Source organism: Holdemania sp. (assembly GCF_986127675.1).
In genome coordinates, this window is record NZ_CFQZWI010000069.1 from 1 (window position 1) to 16,612 (window position 16,612).

Genomic DNA, 16,612 nt, shown 5'->3' on the forward strand with positions numbered 1-16,612 from the left:
GACCGGCACGCAGAAGGTCATTCAGGATCATTCCACGATCGGCATCGTGATCACCACCGACGGCTCGATCGCGGATCTGCCGCGCGACTCGTATATCGAGGCGGAAGCCGAGGTCATCGACGAACTGACCCAGATCGGCAAGCCGTTCATCATCATCGTCAACTCCAAGGATCCTTCATCCATTCAATGCCGCAGCGTCGTCGACAAGTTAAAGGAAAAGACTCAGGTTCCGGTTCTTCCGATGGCAGTCAACCGCCTGGACGAAAACGATATTCACGCGCTGCTGCGGGAAGCGCTATACGAATTCCCGGTTTCGGAAATTAACGTTCAGATGCCGAAGTGGGTCTCCGTTTTGAGCGACGAGCATTGGCTCAAACAGAGTCTTAACGGTTCGATTGAGGAAAGCATGAAGGCGATCACCAAGCTGCGCGAGGTCGAAGGCATCGTCGATATCCTCAATGAGAACGAATACGTCGAGAAAGCCAACCTGGCGACCGTCGATACCGGCAAGGGCGTCGCCGTCGTCGATCTGGAGGTCAAAAGCGGACTCTACAATCAGGTCTTAAAGGAAATCATCGGTCAGGACATCACCGACAAAGCCCAGCTGATGCAGCTGATGCAGGAATTTGCCGAAGCCAAGCGGGAATACGACGCCATCAGCAGCGCTCTGAAGATGGTCAAGCAGACCGGCTATGGCTTCGCTTCCGCCTCCCTGCATGACATCCAGCTCTCCACTCCGGAAATCGTCAAGCAAGGCGGCCGCTACGGCGTGCGCATCAAAGCCGTCGCCCCATCCATTCACATGATCAAGGTCGATGTTGAAAGCACGTTTGAGCCGATCATCGGATCGAAAGAACAGAGCGAGGAACTGGTCAGCTATCTGCTTCGCGATCAGGAAAGCGATCCGCAGGCCATCTGGGAATCGGATATCTTCGGGCGCAAGCTGGCCGACATCATTAAGGACGGCATGAACTCAAAGCTGTCGATGATTCCGGAAACCGCGCGGGTCCGCCTGCAGGGTATCCTGACCAAATTGATTAACCGTGGCAAAGGCAACGTCATCGCGATTGTTCTCTAACTGGCAGCTGTACTCAAAGAAGCCCGGAGGTTCCGGCGCTTCTTTTTGCCTGTTCGCTACCTTCTGAAAGTCTTCGCCGGATATGCTTTTCACCCTCAGGTCAACCAGTTTTTTTCACCTTCTCTACAAAGTGAACATCAGTTTACCCAAGCCTTCACACAATCTTCATATTTCAGTCAATATGAAGTCACATCCCCGGACTAGAATAAGACTCGTAAAAAGAAAGAGGTGTGATGATGATGATGAATGAAAATCATGAAAATCGAATCCCAGAAGAAAATCACTGTGAAAATGAAGCCGGCATGACCGCTGCCTCACAGGAACATACAAGCGCGAATGCCCAGGCAAAAGCTCAGGAACAAACCCGCTGCGAGCGAATCCATGTCCAGCCCGAACCCGATCCGGTGCTGAAAGAACTGGCAAAGCAGCGCAAGTCGATGAAGCGCACGATGGTCACCGGCTTTCTCTGCTGCGGACTGTTGGCCGGAGGCATCGGTTTCGGCGGCGGCCTGCTGGCCAACCAGATGAACGGCTCCTCCACAACGCTGTACCGTTCGACCGCCGGCAAGGTGGAAGTCCAGCCGGTTGCGGCCGGCAGCGAGATGAGCGTCGAGCAGGTCGCAGCGCTGAATCAGCCGAGCGTCGTGGAAATTAAGACGGAAAAAGTCACCAACAGCAGCTTCCTGCAGCAATACGTGCAGACCGGAGCCGGCAGCGGCGTGATCATCTCCGAAGACGGCTATCTGATCACCAACAACCACGTGATCGACGGTGCTTCCACCATTCAAGTCCGTACCAGCGACGGAACAACCTATGACGCGGTGCTGGTCGGCACCGACAGTAAGACCGACGTCGCGGTGCTGAAGATCAATGCCAGCGGCCTGACGCCGGTCACCTTCGGTGATTCAGACACTCTGAACGTCGGCGAAACCGCCGTCGCAATCGGCAATCCGTTAGGCGAGCTGGGCGGTACCGTAACCAACGGCATCATCAGCGCCAAGGATCGCTCGATCACGCTGGATAATCAGCAGATGACGCTGCTTCAGACCAACGCGGCAATTAATCCGGGCAACTCCGGCGGCGGGCTGTTCAACTCCCGCGGCGAACTGATCGGCATGGTCGTCGCCAAATCCAGCGGCAGCGACGTCGAGGGCCTGGGCTTTGCGATTCCGTCCAATCTTGTCAGCAGGATCGCACAGGAGCTGATCGCCAACGGTTATGTCACCGGCCGGCCAGCGCTGGGCGTTACCGTGTTGAGCATTGAAAACGCTCAGACTGCGATGCAGTACGGCGTCAACAGCTTAGGTGTTTACATCACAGATGTGGAAAGCGGCAGCGCAGCGGATAAAGCCGGCATGCAGGCGGGCGACCGGATCATTTCGATCAACAATCAGGTTGTGGAATCCTTCGCGGATCTCAGCGCGGCGTTAGACAATTACGCTGTCGGCGATACCGTGGAAATCATGGTCAGCCGCGGCGGATCCACGGTTACCCTGTCCCTGACGCTGCAGGAAAAGAAAAACACCACCCTTCCGCAGAATGAAAATGGCGAGACGCAGACCAATCCGCAAGTCCCGTTAAATTAATCCCTGAATTCTCCACAGCATAGTTTCTGACCTTCCGCGGTTTGCGGAAGGTTTTTTTCTACCGTCCGCTGTTTTAAACTGATCCGTTTTTTTGTCTGCTTTTCCCCAAGGAATTCATAACAGCGGATGAACCCGCAACAAAAAGATTGAACTTTAATCAGGGACGTTCTGATAATGATGTTAGCAGACTGGCTTTAAGCCTTAGCCGATGTTCCGTTTTTTTCATTTCATCCTTAAAAGAATCGGATGCCTCTTGGCTTACTATCGAAACAGAGTAAAAAAGTTAAATTCACTTCCAAGATGTAAATGTTTTCAGGCAAAAAACGAATTTTTAGAAAAAATTTTAACTTTTTTTATATTTCAGCAAGGCTTTTTGAAAAAAAACGCAATATTAAAGGTAGAAAGCGAGGAACAAACTATGCCGGAACCATCACTCAACGAGTATTTTAACCTGACCAACGATCTGCTTTTCAAATTAATCATCTCCAGCCTGCCCCATTCCATGAATAAAAACGTCGGATCCACGATGGTTTTTACCATCGATTCAGAAACTTTGAATTCTGAATATTCGATTGGCGTCGGCGTCCAGGTCGGTGATTTCATGGTGCTGGGCGTTCAGACCGTTACGGCCTGGCGGACTGCGTCTATCCGGACGAAAGCGCTGGTCAGCGAATTACTTGCCGCTCAATCCCCTGACATCAAGGAAATCGAAAAAGCACAGCCGATCGTGGCCGTTTCGTTTGTCCTGAATCCTGCCTCGTACCGGAAATGGAAAGCGCCGCAGACCTTGCGTTTATCTGATTTCGGTTTGTTTACGCCGTTTGAGGATAAGGTCACAATGGTCGTCATTCCGCTGCCGGCACAGGATGAAAGCTTCACCCCGCCGCTTTCTCAGGAAGATCAATGGCGCTGGTTCATCAAAGAAGCCCGCCCGCACAGTCAGTCCCCGATCGTCGAAGCGTTAATTAAAATGGATCCGGTCTTCGAAGTCATGCAGCGGAATCTGGACAGGCTCAGCGATCAAAAACCGATCTGCGAAGTGATGAAAAAGCGTTATCTGCGGATGCAGGAAATTATTCAGGAGGAAGAAAAAGCCGCGATGCGAGCCTAAGCTCCAACCGCGGCAGATGATCTGATTTTCAGCAAACTGTCTTTTTTGTTTTAACGGCAGTTTGCTTCTTTCTTTGTTTATGACAATCCTTGTCCCTGAATCAATGTAAAATACAAGATGATCAAAATTACGATCGGCGCGACATAGCGCACGATAAAACTCCAGTATTTTTCCAGTTTAAACGGCTTCTGCGCCGCGCCGCTGATTTCCTTTGCCGCTTTCCGCGAACCCCAGATCCAGCCGACAAACACGCAGAACAACAACGCGCCTAACGGAATCATCAGATTATCGGTGAACTTTTCCATGACCGCATTCATCGGCAGCCATTGCAGCCCATGCTTCCAATCCAGCCATGGCAGGTTCAGCGAGCGTTCCGCGCTCTGCGACAGCGAATAACCAACGCTTAACAAACTCATCGGCGCCGCCAGAAACAACGTCGACTTCAATCGGCTCCAATGCAGCTCTTCGTTCAGAAAAGCCGTGCAGCTTTCCAGAATACTGATCGCGCTGGTCAGCGCCGCCAGAAACAGAAGCAGAAAGAACGCCAGACCGAACAGCACGCCGCCCGGCATCATCGCAAACACCTCCGGCAGCGCCATAAACGCAAAACCGCCGCCCATGCCCAGCCCTTCAGCGCCCATCGTGACAAACACGACCGGCACAATCGCCAATGCCGCCAGCACCGCGACCAGCGTATCGAGAATGCAGATCATCACCGCGCTGCGCAGCAGATTTTCTTTTTTCGGCACATACGATCCATACGTCACCATAATGCCCATCCCGACCGACAGCGAGAAAAAAGCCTGACCCAAAGCCGCCACCAGCGTATCGCCGTTAAGGGCTTCCGGCCGGATTTCAAACAGATATTTTACGCCTTCCCAGGCCCCCGGCAGCGTGACTGCCCGGAACACGATCGCAATCAGAAGCAAAAACAAACACGGCATCAGAAACTTACTGAATTTTTCGATGCCGCTGGAAACTCCGCGCACGACGACGAAGATGCACAAGCCGAAAAACAACGCGCCCCAGATCAAAGGCTCGACCGGCGCACTGATAAACTGCACGAAGAAATCCTGAAACGGCGCGGCCGCAGCCGGGAAATGCGCGCCCGTTAAATACACGAAAACATACTTCGTCACCCAGCCCCCGACAATACAGTAATACGATAAAATCACAAATAACGTGATGACCCCCAGACCGCCGCAGAAGGTCCAGCGCCGGTTCAGGCTGTGAAACGCGCCGACGACGTTTTTCTGTGTGGCCCGGCCGATGGATAATTCCGCCAACATCACCGGTAAACCGATCAGCGCGACGATCAGCACATACAAAAGCAGAAACGCTCCGCCGCCATACGCCGCGATCTTGCCTGGAAACTTCCAGATATTGCCCAAGCCGACGGCGCTGCCCGCCGCGGCCAGAATAAAGCCCAGATTACTGGCCCATTGTCCTCGTTTTGAATTCATTTCCTGTTCCCCTTTTTTAAACCTTGTTTTTCATTATATCAAACCCCGGCTTAAATTTGAATGAAAACTTTTCTTTTCCTCCGCATTTCTTTCCTTGTTCTGTTTCATCTTTTCACCGTTTCAGCATTCATCCTTTTCAGCCTCTTTTCCTTCCCTGAATTTAACCGTTTGACCCGCAAAACCGACCGTCTGTCGGAAAGCGGATGTATCCTGCCGGGATTTCCGCTATACTAGGGTCAGATCAAGAAAACAGCCAAAGGAAGTGATGAACATGAAGGTTGAGATTCAAATCGACGAGAACTGCGGCGAACCCCGGCTCATCGTCCTCACCCGCCAGGTCACTGACGAAATCCAGACGCTGATTCAATCCTTATCCAATACGCCCGCCGCGTTTCTTGCGGGGTTTCAGGAGGATGAACTCGTCCTGCTTCAGCCCCGGGAAATCATCCGCATCTATGCCCAAGAAAAGAAAACGATTGCGGAAACCGAGAAAGGCCGGTTTATCGTCCGGCTGAGTCTGCAGGAAGTCCAGACCCGGCTAAGTCCGGGGAATTTCGTTCGGATTTCCCATTCGGAAATCATCAATTTGAGCAAGGTGAACCATTTTGACTTAAGCTTTTCCGGTACGATCTGCGTAACGCTGACCAACGGCGCGCAGACTTACGTTTCCCGGCGCTACGTTTCCAAAATCAAACAAGCATGTGGAATATGAGGTGAAACCATGAAAAAGAAAATGATCCTGACCGGTCTGTTAGGAGCGCTTGCCGGCGTGGCCCTTTCCACGCTGATCACGCTGGCGATCTCGCTGATGCACAACAACGGGCACTATTACGCGGTGGTTCCGGAGCTGATCGGCTTCTGCGGCTCGGAGGTCAGCGCGATGCTCCTGCAAACGCTCTGTTCGATGCTTTACGGCGCGATCTGGGCAGCTGCCAGTCAGATCTGGTCCATCGAAAGCTGGAGCTTACTCAAGCAAACGCTCGTTCATTTGATCGTCTGTTCTTCCGGAACGCTGCCGATCGCCTACTTCATGTGGTGGATGCCGCACACGCTGATCGGTTTCGGTTGTTATTTCGGCCTGTTCTTCGCAATTTACGCCATGATCTGGCTGATTGAATACAGCCTGATGAAGCGCAGGGTGAACCTGCTGAACCGACAGCTGAAAGCGCACAATCAAGCCTGAATCCAAGCTGTGAAATCGGATTTGAACAAACGGAAACACTGCAAAAACAAGAAAAACCGGCCTGTGCAAAGTTGGAAACAAAACCTTGCACGGCCAGTTTTTATGTTGTGATCATGGGAGTCTCCGCCGGATTTTCTTTCTTGTTGTTTGTGAGTTTCTCACGCTTTTCTTAAGCAACGCTGGTTTTCAAAAAATCCGGGTTGACCGTCAGGACGTCGCCTTTTTGATAAGCGCAGCGGCCTTCGACAAAGGTTTTCATCAGCTGAAAATCAGCGTCGACAACGATCAGATCCGCGTCCTTGCCCGCGGTAATCGAGCCTTTATGCGGCAGGCTGAACAAGACCGCCGGATTTTCCGAGGTCATTTTAACGATCTCCGTGATCGGTTTATGCAGCATTTCCGCCAGATTCCGAACGCCGTAAAGCATGTTTTTGGAGCTGCCCGCAATCGTTCCGTCCTCCAGCAGCACCAGCCCCGCTTCACTGATTGTCCGCTTGTGTCCGCGGATCGTATAAACCCCCGCCGGCAGTCCGCTCATCGGCCCGGAATCGGAAATCATGATAAAGCGCGACATCGGTTTGATCCGGAACATGATTTCCAGCATCGGCTGACTGATGTGAAACAAATCGCAGATGACTTCGCTGAAGATTTGATCGGAAAGCAGCGCCGCGCCATACGCGCCGGGTTCGCGCCGATCCATCTGCCGCATCGCGTTGCCGGTATGGGTTGAACACGCCAACCCCTGTTCGATCGCCCGGTTATATTCCGCAAACGTCGCGACGGTATGCCCGCCGCTGAGCAAGACGTTCTGACTGCGGCAGAAACGGATCAGTTCGCCCTGCGGATCCAGCTCCGGCGCCATCGTCATATATTGGATCTGACCCTGGCTGGCTTCAATATAGGCCCGCATTTTCTCAACGGAGGGCTCAAGCAGCTCCTCCGGCTGAAACGCGCCGCGCCGGTTCGGATTGAGGAACGGTCCTTCCATATGAATGCCGAGCATCCGCGCCTCCCCGTTTAAACCTTGCTTTTGTTCGCTGATCGCCTGGGCGATCGCCGTCAGATTTTCCATTTCCGTCTCATTGTGATCGCCCGCCGTCACCAGATAGCTCGTCACGCCGACCGCCGCCATCTGTTTGGACAGCGCGTGAAAATCTTCCGGTTTCGTCGACAAGGCCGAATAGCCGTAATAACCATGCGTATGAATGTCGATCAGTCCCGGCAGCAGCTTGTACCCGCGCCAGTCCTCATCCCACGCTTCCTCCTTGAGCTCAGCCGCCGGCACAATCTGAGTGATCTTTCCATCCTCCACGATGACCAGTCCGTCGATCACACCTGCCGGGGTTACGATCTCATTGCAGCGTATTTTCATGAATTTCTTTCTCCTTTTCGTTTAGTCCAGCTTCTGACAGAACTGTGAAAAATGCTCGTTGGTCAAAATCGGATCCGCGGACGTATAGACCCGCCGCCCCTCGACCCATGTTTCCTGAACCTCGTAGCGGTCGTTGATTATGAAGAAATCCGCGTCTTTCCCCGGAGCGATCGAACCCTTCTGCGCTTCGATCCCCAACAGCCGGGCCGGATTCAGCGACGCCATCCGGCTGACCCGCTGCGGCGCCAGCCCCAGTTTTTCGATCAGGTTTTCCATCCCGTAGAGAACATATTTTGAGCTGCCGGAAATCGTGCCGTCATCCAGCAGAATCCGCCCGTCGGAATGTACGTGGACGCGCTTGCCATAAGCGAAATAGGTGCCCGGTTCCACCCCGGAGAGCGTGTCGGAGTCGGAAATCATGATGAACTTGTCAAAATTATGCTTTATTCGGAACATGATTTCCAGCATCCGCGGCGCGAGATGATAGAAATCACAGATGATTTCACAGACGACCTCCGGATCCAGCAGCGCCGCGCCCAAAGCGCCGATATCACGCCGGTCGATCTGGCGCATCGCATTGCCGGTATGGATCGATACCTGGATACCGTCCCGAACTGCCTGACACATCTGTTCGTCATCCGCCAGGGTATGACCGGCCCCCGCGACAATCCCGTGTTCCCGCAGCCAGTGAATCGTTTCCGCCGCGCCCGGCATTTCCGGTGCCAGCGTCATATACTTGATCTTCCCGCGGGCCGCCTGCCAATACGCCTCGCACTTTTCCACGCTTGGCAGAATGACTTCTTCCCGCGGCGTCGCGTTGTGCTTGTCCGGATTGAAAAACGGCCCTTCCATGTGAATGCCTAAAATCCGCGTACCGGTCACGCCTTCGTCCAACGCCTCCGCGATCGCGCTGAGCATCTCCATCTCATGCGCCTTCCAGCCCGAGGTCGTCGCCAGCGTCGCCGTGACTCCGATCGAAGGAAGAATTTTCGATAATCCCTGAATTTCCGCCTTGTCGATCGTTTTGGCTGACCAGCTGCGATAGCCGTGGCTGTGCAGGTCGATGATGCCCGCAAAGATCCGCTGATCCGCAAAATCCCGGGCCGCCGCGATCTGTGCCGGATTTGGATTTTCGATCAGACCCGCAAACTTCCCGTCCGCGACCTGCAGCACCCCTTCCACCATGCCCTGCTCCGTCAGGATCCGGCGGCTGTAAAATGAAACTGTTTCGTTGCCCAATGTCGTCAACTCCTTTCCCAGTTGAAGAAGCGGCCCTGTTGAAACAAGCCGCTTCGGGTTAACCCTATTATAACAGACCGATCAGCGTTCCGATCAAACCGAACGCAAAGATTGCCAGAATCACCGTATTGACCTTGAAGCCCTTGCGGATCGCGCCGAAGGCTCCCAGCGTCAATAAGAGCGGCAGAATCTTCGGCATGATCTGATCGAAGACCTCCTGCAGCACCAGCGTTGTTTCGCCGATCTGCGCTGTAAACCCAACGTTGAACGTCACCATCGTCGCGATCATCGCACCGACCGTCGTCAAGCCGATCACCGTCGCCAGCTTGGTCATGTGCTGAATCAGACCGTTTTCATACGAAGTCTGAATAAACTTCGAGCCCAGCTGATAGCCCCAGATCGTGCAGTAATACCGGATGATCAGATGCGGCACGTTGAACAGAAGCAAGAACAGGATTGGGCCGAGAATGCTGCCCTGCTGCGCCAGCGAAATCCCGACGCCCGCCGCAATGACGCGGAAAGTTCCCCAGAAAAACGAGTCCCCGATGCCCGAAAGCGGCCCCATCAGGGAAACCTTGACCGCATTGATCGTCGAAGGATCCATATCTTTTTTCTCGGCGTATTCTTTTTCCATCGACGCGGCCATGCCTAACGAGAACGTGCAGATGTTCGGTGTGATATTGAAGAACGCGGTATGCCGTTTCAGCGCTTCGACTTGTTCCTGCGGCGTTTTGCAATAGAGCTTGATCGCCGGGAACATCGCCCAGGCAAAGCCCAGCGCCTGCATCTTTTCATAGTTGAACGAGCCTTCCAAAGCGAAGGAGCGCCAAAACAGCTGGCTGATCAGTTTTTTCTCATCGGATTTCATCACGTTACTCATTGAAGAACGCCTCCTCTTCACTTTGGGCATCCGGCTGCGCCGCCATCCGCGGAGTGCGGGATGCGCTGATATCCTGAACGATCATGACGATTCCGATCGTCGCCGCAATGCCGGCAATCGCGATAATCGGCAGATTCAGATAGACTGATAAAATGAAGCCGAAGAACAGAAAGACGCACAGCCGGTTATCCCAAAGCATGTTCATCAACAACGCGAAGCCGACAGCCGGCAGCATCTGGCTGGCCGCGCCCAGGCCGGTGATGATGATCGCCGGGATTTTCTCGACCAGCGCCTGCATCGCTCCGGCTCCAAACTGCAGCGAAACAAACGCGATCAGACCGTACAGCGTAACATACAGCGCGCAGTGACCGAAATGGAAGCGCGTGATCTTCCCGAAATCGCCCGCTTCGGCGAATTCCTCGACCTTGTGCATCGTCGTCGCACGGAAGAAATAAACGAGATATTTGACCATCTGCTGAAGAATTCCGATCGGAACCGCCAGCGCCAGCGCGATCTCCACGCCCTGGTGCATGCTCATGGCGAAGGCCGTGCCCAGCACCGACCCCATGTTGGAATCCGACGGTGTTGCGCCGCCGATCGACACCACGCCTAAGAAGATCAGTTCCAGCGCCGCGCCCATGATTAACCCTTGTTGTAAATCGCCGAGGATCGCACCGACCAACGGAGCCAGAACAATCGGCCGGTTAACCATGACGTTGCCGCCGATATCCCCCGCCGCCTGACCGGCTGCCGCCACCAGGGCGATCAGAAGTGCTTGAACCAGTGTCATAAACAGTCCTCCCTATTTCCGGACGTTTTTCAACGCCTCTTTGACCTGAACCTTGTTGCTCGTCGGGATCATCTGAATTTCAAACGGCAGACCGGCCGCCAGAATTTCTTCGATCGCCGCGATGTCCGCATCGTCGACATAGACTTCCTTGGTCATCATCATCCGGTCCCCTTTGTCGATCCGGCCGCTGTTGCCAATGTTGACCCGTTCGATGACCGACTTGTCTTCAATCTTTTGCAGCAAACGCGCCGCATCGACCGGATTTTTCATCACGATCAGAATGTTCATGCCCGCCGCACGGGGATCGTTGATCAGCTTGGCCGCCTCGTCGATCGTCTTGATCAGCAGCTTCAGATGCTCCGGCACCGCCAGCTTCATCGCCAGGCTCTGAATCGGATCCGTCACCAGCTCGTCGTTGGCCACAATGATGCCCTTAATATTCAGCTGTTTCGTCCACATGAACACCACCTGTCCATGCAGCAGCCGATCGTCAATCCGCAGCATTTTAATCATTGTCACGCCTCCTTTCTTTTTTATCCTCCGGATCGCTCCGGTGAATTCCCTTGTTGTTTCCCGGTTGTTTCGGCCGCGTCAGAACAGTTCGTCTTCCGTTGGCGGACAAGCCAGGACGGCATTGCCGTAGATCATCCCCTGCCGGGCTTCCGCCAGCGCCGCAGGAATCGCCCGGGCCAGCGGTTCAGGGCTCAGACACAGCTGCAGCACCAGATTCAGATTCATCCCCGCGACGATATGCACGCGCGGATCCTGCGCCAGGGCAAGCAAGGCGTTGTTGACGCTGCCGCCCCACAGATCGGTCAGAATCAGAAATTCGTCGGCGGTCTCTGCCGCCAGCCGTTCTTCGATCTGACGCTTTAAGCAATCGGGATGACTGCCGGGCAACAAGGCCAGCGTGCTCAGATGCGGATCATCGCCGATGATCATCCGCGCGGTATCCGCCATGCCCGATGCCAGCGCGCCGTGCGAAGCCAGAATGATTTCTCTCATCATTTTTCCTCCTGAAAGTTAAACCCCTGAAGGGTCCTGTCGGTCGTTTTCGATATAGTCGTAGAGATAGGAAATCTCGTCGATCGGAACGGTGACGTTGTAATTCTTAAGCAGCGGTGCGAAGCTGGCGTTGACCTGTTCGATGAAATCACGGTGAGCCTGGACAAACGGCGTCAGATCCGCCAGCGATTCGATCGCCGTGCGGGTCACTAACCGTTCGATCAGAAAGCTGACATGAATATAGATGCCGACTAGCGTCCGGCTTTGAAAGCGCCGGTTCATCTGCCGCTGCAGCGCGCTGACCGCTTCGTATACACAATCCAACAGACGCGCGGGATTGAGAATCGTCAAATTTTCCATCAAGCTCTGCAGTGAGAAGTTCTTTAACAGCTGCTGCTGAAACAATTCCAGCTCCGCCGTGTCCAGCTCGCCTTCCAAGGCCTGATTGAGCGGCTCCATCGAGCGGAAGCTGACGATATCCTCCAGCGCCATCGTATTGACGTTTTCCGGATGAAAACCTAACGGCCCGATCAGAATCAGAACCTCGTAGCGGTCGAATAAGACCTGCCGTTCTTGCGGCGACTGCAGCGTCGCGTAATCAGCTTCAATAAACCGGATATTTAATGGACGGGGCAGCGACCGGGCGAACAGCTCCGCCAGCTTGCCGCTGATCTTCACCGAAATATCACTGGTAAAGAGAATCGCCCGTTCTTTTTGCTTGCGCGCCAGAATCCGGTACCGGCATTGATAACTCTCGCACGCTGATTTCAAAATCATTTCCAGCGGTTCGCACCGGCTTAAGCGCATACCGATATCCAGCGCAAGTCCGGTTGAGATGTTGTTGATCACGCCGACTTCCATCGGACAGTCGAGATGCTCAGCAATCCCTTCCAGCGATCCCATATCAACCAACAGGATCATCGAACGGAGATAGGAATGGAAGCGGATAAATTCGTTCAGTTTTTTCTCGATCTCGTCGACCTCCGTATCTAACGGCATATCCAGCGCGTCGAAAATTCGTTTTCCCAGCAGCTGGTTCGCCGCATCCGCAATGCTGGACGCCGTCGAATAGCCGTGGCTGATGATGATGCCGCAGTTTTGCCGGCGTATCGGCTCCTGGTTATAAAAGCGGATGTTCAGCGTCAGAAAGATCGTGTTTAACGGCTGGGAACGCAATTCAAGCGATCCGCACATTTTCTCAGTCAGCGACTCTGCTAACGCCGTTGCCTCCGGAAGCTGCTGACGCAAGGTGTTCAGACAGCCCTGAATCGCTTCCTGCCGCTGACTTTCCCAAACGGCCAGACTGGAATGAATTCGCGCCAGTGCGCACGTCATCCGGGCCAGCACAAAGCTGCAGTTCGGCGGCAGCGTCAGCCGCTGATCCAGATCCAGCGTTTCCAGTTCACGGCGGATCTGAGCTTCGATGACGACCAGCCGGCTGTCCTCCTCCTTGGTTGAAAAGATAATCGTATCGTAATATTCCCGCATCCGCGTCAGTCCCTGCTCCAGAAACTGCGCGAAGACGCGGTGTTCGTTATAATAGTGCCGGTGACTTTCCAGCAGATGATCGAACAGCTTTAAAATCTGATCGCTGCCATCCTGACGGCGGAATTGTTCGATCGGCAATGGCGTTGACTCCGACGGCTTGCGGATTTGGCTTAACGATAAGCGGCCCAGCAGCTCCGGCGGCAGATCCATCGCTTTTAACACGATGACCGGCTCTTGCGGATGTTGGGAATAGGCAGCCGCGCACATCGTTTTTAAACCGTTATTCAGCTCCGCTAAATTCAGTCCCGGCAGATCGGCGCACAGAGCGCCAAACAGCCGCGCGGACATTTTAATCTCCCGGTTCAGCTTGCGTTGTTCCTTCAAAAGCAGCTGGATCACCAGTTCTTCCCGTTCCTGGACCGGACGGCGGGAAAAGGCAGGAACCTGGCAGTGAACCGGGATGCTGAGCAGCAGCTCAGGCTGCAATGCCTGCGCAGACCGGCTGGCCAGCGATAGAATAAAGCGGGCGTTATTCTTTAAGACCGGTTGTGTTTGGCGAGCCCGGGTATAGGTGCCCGAGCGGATCAATTCAGCCAGCTTCAGCTGACATTCTGCACTCAGCTGATCGGCTTCCGTCAGGTACACGACGCCGTCTCCGGCTTTTTCAATCAAACCTGAGCGCACCGTACTCTCCTGTTCCTCACCGAACAACTCGGCAAGCTGGCGTTCAGGAGTCATTTCCGCACTGACGCTCCAGCGCACAAACCGGGCGGCGGCCGAATTCAGATGTTGATCCGTGAGAAATTCAAACGCCGACTGCGCGAGAAACCGCCGTCCGCTGCCGCGTTCGCCTTCCAGAAGCACCGCCAGGCCGCTGGGGTATTGCATCGCCGACTTGAGCTGTGCGATGCAGCCGGCCAAAGAGCCGTCGGCTCCGACTATCTTTTCAAAGTTTTGCGCCTGGTACGGTTTCCGGGAAAGTGCCTGCACCAGATCGGCGACATTGAAATATTCCTCGTCGATCAACGTCACCTGATATTTTGTTTCCAGCTCCTGCTTCGCCAGATAGTAAACCGGACGGGAGCTGATTTTGACGCACGCGTTTTCCTTGCACAGCTCGTTGAGATACTGACTCGCCAAGGTGCGCGACAGATTCAGCTGCGCGGCAATATTCCGGGTCGTCAACCGTTCCAGCTGCGTCAAACCGTAAATCCGGGTCTGGTTTTTCAGCCAGATGAGAATTTCCTCTTTTGTTTTATTCATCCCATTCACCTCGTTCTGATCGGCTGATGGCTTCATTATAGGATATTCACCCGATTTGTCTTTACATTCATCAAGTTTCAACACTGACTGCCTAAATTCAGATCGTTTTGGCACTGTCAGCGACACGTTTCATCAGTGACGAATAGCTCAGATTGGTGACGACAACGCTCATCTCCATGAAAGCTCAGCCCTTTTTCATTTCCATTGTACGTGAATCTCCCCGCTCTGTCGCTGTGCGGCCTGAGTTTAACATTTGAAAAAAACTGGTTTCCATGACGGATTTACCAGTTTTCCACTCGATCTCAGTTTAAATAAGTTCATGATCTCCGCAAATTAAAAAACTGAAATCGGCCTTCATCTTCAGCCTGATTTCAGTTTTTGAAGAAATCAACAGAGCTATCCATTATCCTTTTTCAGCGGCGCAGTCATACTGATTCACTATTTCAGAATGAAACAAAATAAATCCTGAGAAACTCCTCTGCCAAAGCAAGATTACAGCGACGTCTCATTGTAACTGATCTATGAACCGCGGATTAACCGTGGCTTCCTGATGACAATCATATACGCATATGCCGTTCACATAGGTCTGGATCAGACGATCCTCGTCATCCAGAATGATGAAATCGGCGTCCATTCCCGGAAGCAGCTTCCCTTTTGTCGTTAAACCGAATAATGCCGCCGGATTCTCAGATGTCATTTTCAGAATTTCAGGAATTGACTTGTGGAGCTTTCGATAACAATTACGAACACCCTGAAGCATATGGGTTACGCTTCCCGCTAAAACGCCATCTTCAAGCACGAGCTTCCCTTCCTCCGTCACAGTATAATGCCGCCCCTTTTCATAGTAATTTCCTTGCGGGAGTCCGGACAGGGATTCCGAATCGGAAATCATGATAAATTTTCCCATTCCTCCTTTTTTAATTCTGAACATCATTTCCAGCACTTCCTGCGATACATGCACAAAGTCGCAGATGACCTCGTTATACAAAGCCTCTGAAAGCAATGCGGCGCCGAAAGCTCCGCCATCCCGGCGGTCAATCGGAGACATCGCATTCCCCGTATGCGTTGAGGTAGATAAGCCTAAAACAATCCCTTTGTTATAGGCTTCAAAGGTAGCGGTCGTATGACCGCCTGATAACAGAATATGATGATTCTGACATTCGCGCATCAAGCTTCCTTCAGGATCCATTTCAGGCGAGATGGTCATATACTTCAGATGCCCGCCGGCTGCAGAAATATAAGAACGGAGTTTATCGACAGAAGGCTCGCATAATTGACTCAGTGCGAAACCACCTTTTTTTGCCGGATTCAGAAAAGGCCCTTCCATATGGATTCCAAAGATCTGCGCCTCATCCTTAATCTCCGTCCGCCTCTGTTCATCAATAACGCTTGCCAAAGCAGAAAGATTCTCATACTCCTTATCAAAATGTTCGCCGGCTGTCGGAAAAAATCCAGTAACCCCGATTGAGGTCATTGCCCTGGCTAAACCATGCAATTCTTCAGGATCCGCAGACTGAGCGGAATAACCCAAATAACCATGCGTATGAATATCAATCAGTCCCGGCAAAATCTTATTTCGCTTGAAATGATCTTCGCCTGACTGTAAATCTGGATAAAGGCCAACAATTTTCCCATCCTTGATTTCCAGCGTTCCTCTTACTGCTCCCTGAGGCGTCCAGATTTCATAGTTTTCAAATTTCATGAGTCATTGTCCTTACAACAGACCGATAAAAGTACCTAACAGTCCGATAACAAAGATCGCGATGATCAGGGTATTCACCTTAATTCCTTTCCGGATCGCATAGAAGACGGCCATCGTTAATGATAACGGCAGTAAATTCGGCATGATTTGATCGAAAATCTCCTGAACCACCAATACCATTTCGCCAATTTGAACGGTCAAACCGACATTAAGGCTCACCATTGTGGCAATCATGGCGCCCACGGTCGTCAAACCGATGACGGTCGCCAGCTTGGTCATATGATGAATCAGACCATTTTCATAGGATGTCTGAATGAATTTTGACCCCAGGACATAGCCCCAGATCGTGCAATAGTAGCGCAGCACTAAATGCGGCACATTAAACAGAATTAAGAACAGAATCGGGCCCAAGACATTGCCCTGCTGAGCCAGCGAGATGCCCACGCCCACAT

The 16,612-nt window shown here is 53.0% G+C and carries 15 protein-coding genes; 5 read left to right on the top strand and 10 right to left on the bottom strand.

Translation table 11 applies throughout. From position 1 onward, the window contains the following. The 3 genes from spoIVA to AC5OW4_RS10580 all read left to right on the top strand — a co-directional run. Positions 1–1,078 (top strand): stage IV sporulation protein A (spoIVA, locus tag AC5OW4_RS10570; protein WP_493676938.1); only part of this gene is annotated, 1,078 nt, incomplete at its 5' end. A gap of 236 nt (positions 1,079–1,314) precedes the next feature. Further along, positions 1,315–2,664 (top strand): S1C family serine protease, encoded by a 1,350-nt coding sequence (locus AC5OW4_RS10575; protein WP_308559939.1) that lies wholly within the window; start codon positions 1,315–1,317, stop codon positions 2,662–2,664. Between the two features lie 418 nt (positions 2,665–3,082). Then, positions 3,083–3,775 (top strand): hypothetical protein, encoded by a 693-nt coding sequence (locus AC5OW4_RS10580; protein ID WP_308559938.1) that lies wholly within the window; start codon positions 3,083–3,085, stop codon positions 3,773–3,775. Positions 3,776–3,852: 77 nt separating this feature from the next. On the opposite strand, the gene AC5OW4_RS10585 is transcribed toward AC5OW4_RS10580, so the two are convergent. Then, positions 3,853–5,238, bottom strand: a complete 1,386-nt coding sequence (locus AC5OW4_RS10585; protein ID WP_072683390.1) for a sodium-dependent transporter — start codon at positions 5,236–5,238, stop codon at positions 3,853–3,855. A gap of 271 nt (positions 5,239–5,509) precedes the next feature. Between AC5OW4_RS10585 and AC5OW4_RS10590 the strand changes: the two genes are divergently transcribed. Together AC5OW4_RS10590 and AC5OW4_RS10595 are read left to right on the top strand one after the other, a co-directional pair. Continuing rightward, positions 5,510–5,950, top strand: a complete 441-nt coding sequence (locus AC5OW4_RS10590) for a LytTR family DNA-binding domain-containing protein (RefSeq protein ID WP_493676939.1) — start codon at positions 5,510–5,512, stop codon at positions 5,948–5,950. A gap of 9 nt (positions 5,951–5,959) precedes the next feature. Next, entirely contained in the window at positions 5,960–6,421 is a 462-nt protein-coding gene (locus AC5OW4_RS10595) for a DUF3021 domain-containing protein (RefSeq protein WP_308559932.1), read from the top strand. A gap of 169 nt (positions 6,422–6,590) precedes the next feature. Here AC5OW4_RS10595 and nagA (AC5OW4_RS10600) read toward each other — a convergent pair whose 3' ends face one another. The 9 genes from nagA (AC5OW4_RS10600) to AC5OW4_RS10640 all read right to left on the bottom strand — a co-directional run. Next, positions 6,591–7,793: an N-acetylglucosamine-6-phosphate deacetylase gene (gene nagA, locus AC5OW4_RS10600; RefSeq protein WP_308559930.1), complete on the bottom strand. Its 1,203-nt coding sequence runs from the start codon at positions 7,791–7,793 to the stop codon at positions 6,591–6,593. A 21-nt stretch (positions 7,794–7,814) separates the two neighbouring features. Next, positions 7,815–9,032 carry an N-acetylglucosamine-6-phosphate deacetylase gene (gene nagA / locus AC5OW4_RS10605; RefSeq protein ID WP_493676940.1) on the bottom strand — a complete coding sequence of 406 codons (1,218 nt, stop codon included), beginning with the start codon at positions 9,030–9,032 and terminating at the stop codon, positions 7,815–7,817. Between the two features lie 67 nt (positions 9,033–9,099). Beyond that, positions 9,100–9,912, bottom strand: coding sequence for a PTS system mannose/fructose/sorbose family transporter subunit IID (locus AC5OW4_RS10610; RefSeq protein WP_493676941.1), 813 nt, complete (start codon positions 9,910–9,912; stop codon positions 9,100–9,102). After that, positions 9,905–10,702 carry a PTS mannose/fructose/sorbose/N-acetylgalactosamine transporter subunit IIC gene (locus tag AC5OW4_RS10615; RefSeq protein WP_195396861.1) on the bottom strand — a complete coding sequence of 266 codons (798 nt, stop codon included), beginning with the start codon at positions 10,700–10,702 and terminating at the stop codon, positions 9,905–9,907. Before AC5OW4_RS10615 ends, AC5OW4_RS10610 begins: the two co-directional genes overlap by 8 nt. 12 nt (positions 10,703–10,714) lie before the next feature. Further along, entirely contained in the window at positions 10,715–11,215 is a 501-nt protein-coding gene (locus tag AC5OW4_RS10620) for a PTS sugar transporter subunit IIB (protein WP_308559925.1), read from the bottom strand. 78 nt (positions 11,216–11,293) lie between these two features. Then, complete coding sequence (locus AC5OW4_RS10625; protein ID WP_308559924.1) at positions 11,294–11,707, bottom strand: PTS sugar transporter subunit IIA; 414 nt, start codon at positions 11,705–11,707, stop codon at positions 11,294–11,296. 18 nt (positions 11,708–11,725) lie between these two features. Continuing rightward, positions 11,726–14,458, bottom strand: a complete 2,733-nt coding sequence (locus tag AC5OW4_RS10630) for a sigma 54-interacting transcriptional regulator (RefSeq protein WP_308559923.1) — start codon at positions 14,456–14,458, stop codon at positions 11,726–11,728. Between the two features lie 505 nt (positions 14,459–14,963). After that, on the bottom strand, positions 14,964–16,160 hold the full coding sequence (gene nagA, locus AC5OW4_RS10635; RefSeq protein WP_308559922.1) for an N-acetylglucosamine-6-phosphate deacetylase: 1,197 nt from the start codon (positions 16,158–16,160) through the stop codon (positions 14,964–14,966). A gap of 12 nt (positions 16,161–16,172) precedes the next feature. Next, positions 16,173–16,612 (bottom strand): PTS system mannose/fructose/sorbose family transporter subunit IID (locus AC5OW4_RS10640; RefSeq protein WP_493676942.1); only part of this gene is annotated, 440 nt, incomplete at its 5' end.

What these genes read in the sequence shown, in the direction of transcription:
- AC5OW4_RS10575 (WP_308559939.1), top strand. Translation starts at nt 1,315, where the DNA reads ATGATGATGAATGAAAATCATGAAAATCGAATCCCAGAAGAAAATCAC.
- AC5OW4_RS10580 (WP_308559938.1), top strand. Translation starts at nt 3,083, where the DNA reads ATGCCGGAACCATCACTCAACGAGTATTTTAACCTGACCAACGATCTG.
- AC5OW4_RS10585 (WP_072683390.1), bottom strand. Translation starts at nt 5,238, where the DNA reads ATGAATTCAAAACGAGGACAATGGGCCAGTAATCTGGGCTTTATTCTG.
- AC5OW4_RS10590 (WP_493676939.1), top strand. Translation starts at nt 5,510, where the DNA reads ATGAAGGTTGAGATTCAAATCGACGAGAACTGCGGCGAACCCCGGCTC.
- AC5OW4_RS10595 (WP_308559932.1), top strand. Translation starts at nt 5,960, where the DNA reads ATGAAAAAGAAAATGATCCTGACCGGTCTGTTAGGAGCGCTTGCCGGC.
- nagA (WP_308559930.1), bottom strand. Translation starts at nt 7,793, where the DNA reads ATGAAAATACGCTGCAATGAGATCGTAACCCCGGCAGGTGTGATCGAC.
- AC5OW4_RS10610 (WP_493676941.1), bottom strand. Translation starts at nt 9,912, where the DNA reads ATGAGTAACGTGATGAAATCCGATGAGAAAAAACTGATCAGCCAGCTG.
- AC5OW4_RS10615 (WP_195396861.1), bottom strand. Translation starts at nt 10,702, where the DNA reads ATGACACTGGTTCAAGCACTTCTGATCGCCCTGGTGGCGGCAGCCGGT.
- AC5OW4_RS10620 (WP_308559925.1), bottom strand. Translation starts at nt 11,215, where the DNA reads ATGATTAAAATGCTGCGGATTGACGATCGGCTGCTGCATGGACAGGTG.
- AC5OW4_RS10625 (WP_308559924.1), bottom strand. Translation starts at nt 11,707, where the DNA reads ATGAGAGAAATCATTCTGGCTTCGCACGGCGCGCTGGCATCGGGCATG.
- AC5OW4_RS10630 (WP_308559923.1), bottom strand. Translation starts at nt 14,458, where the DNA reads ATGAATAAAACAAAAGAGGAAATTCTCATCTGGCTGAAAAACCAGACC.
- nagA (WP_308559922.1), bottom strand. Translation starts at nt 16,160, where the DNA reads ATGAAATTTGAAAACTATGAAATCTGGACGCCTCAGGGAGCAGTAAGA.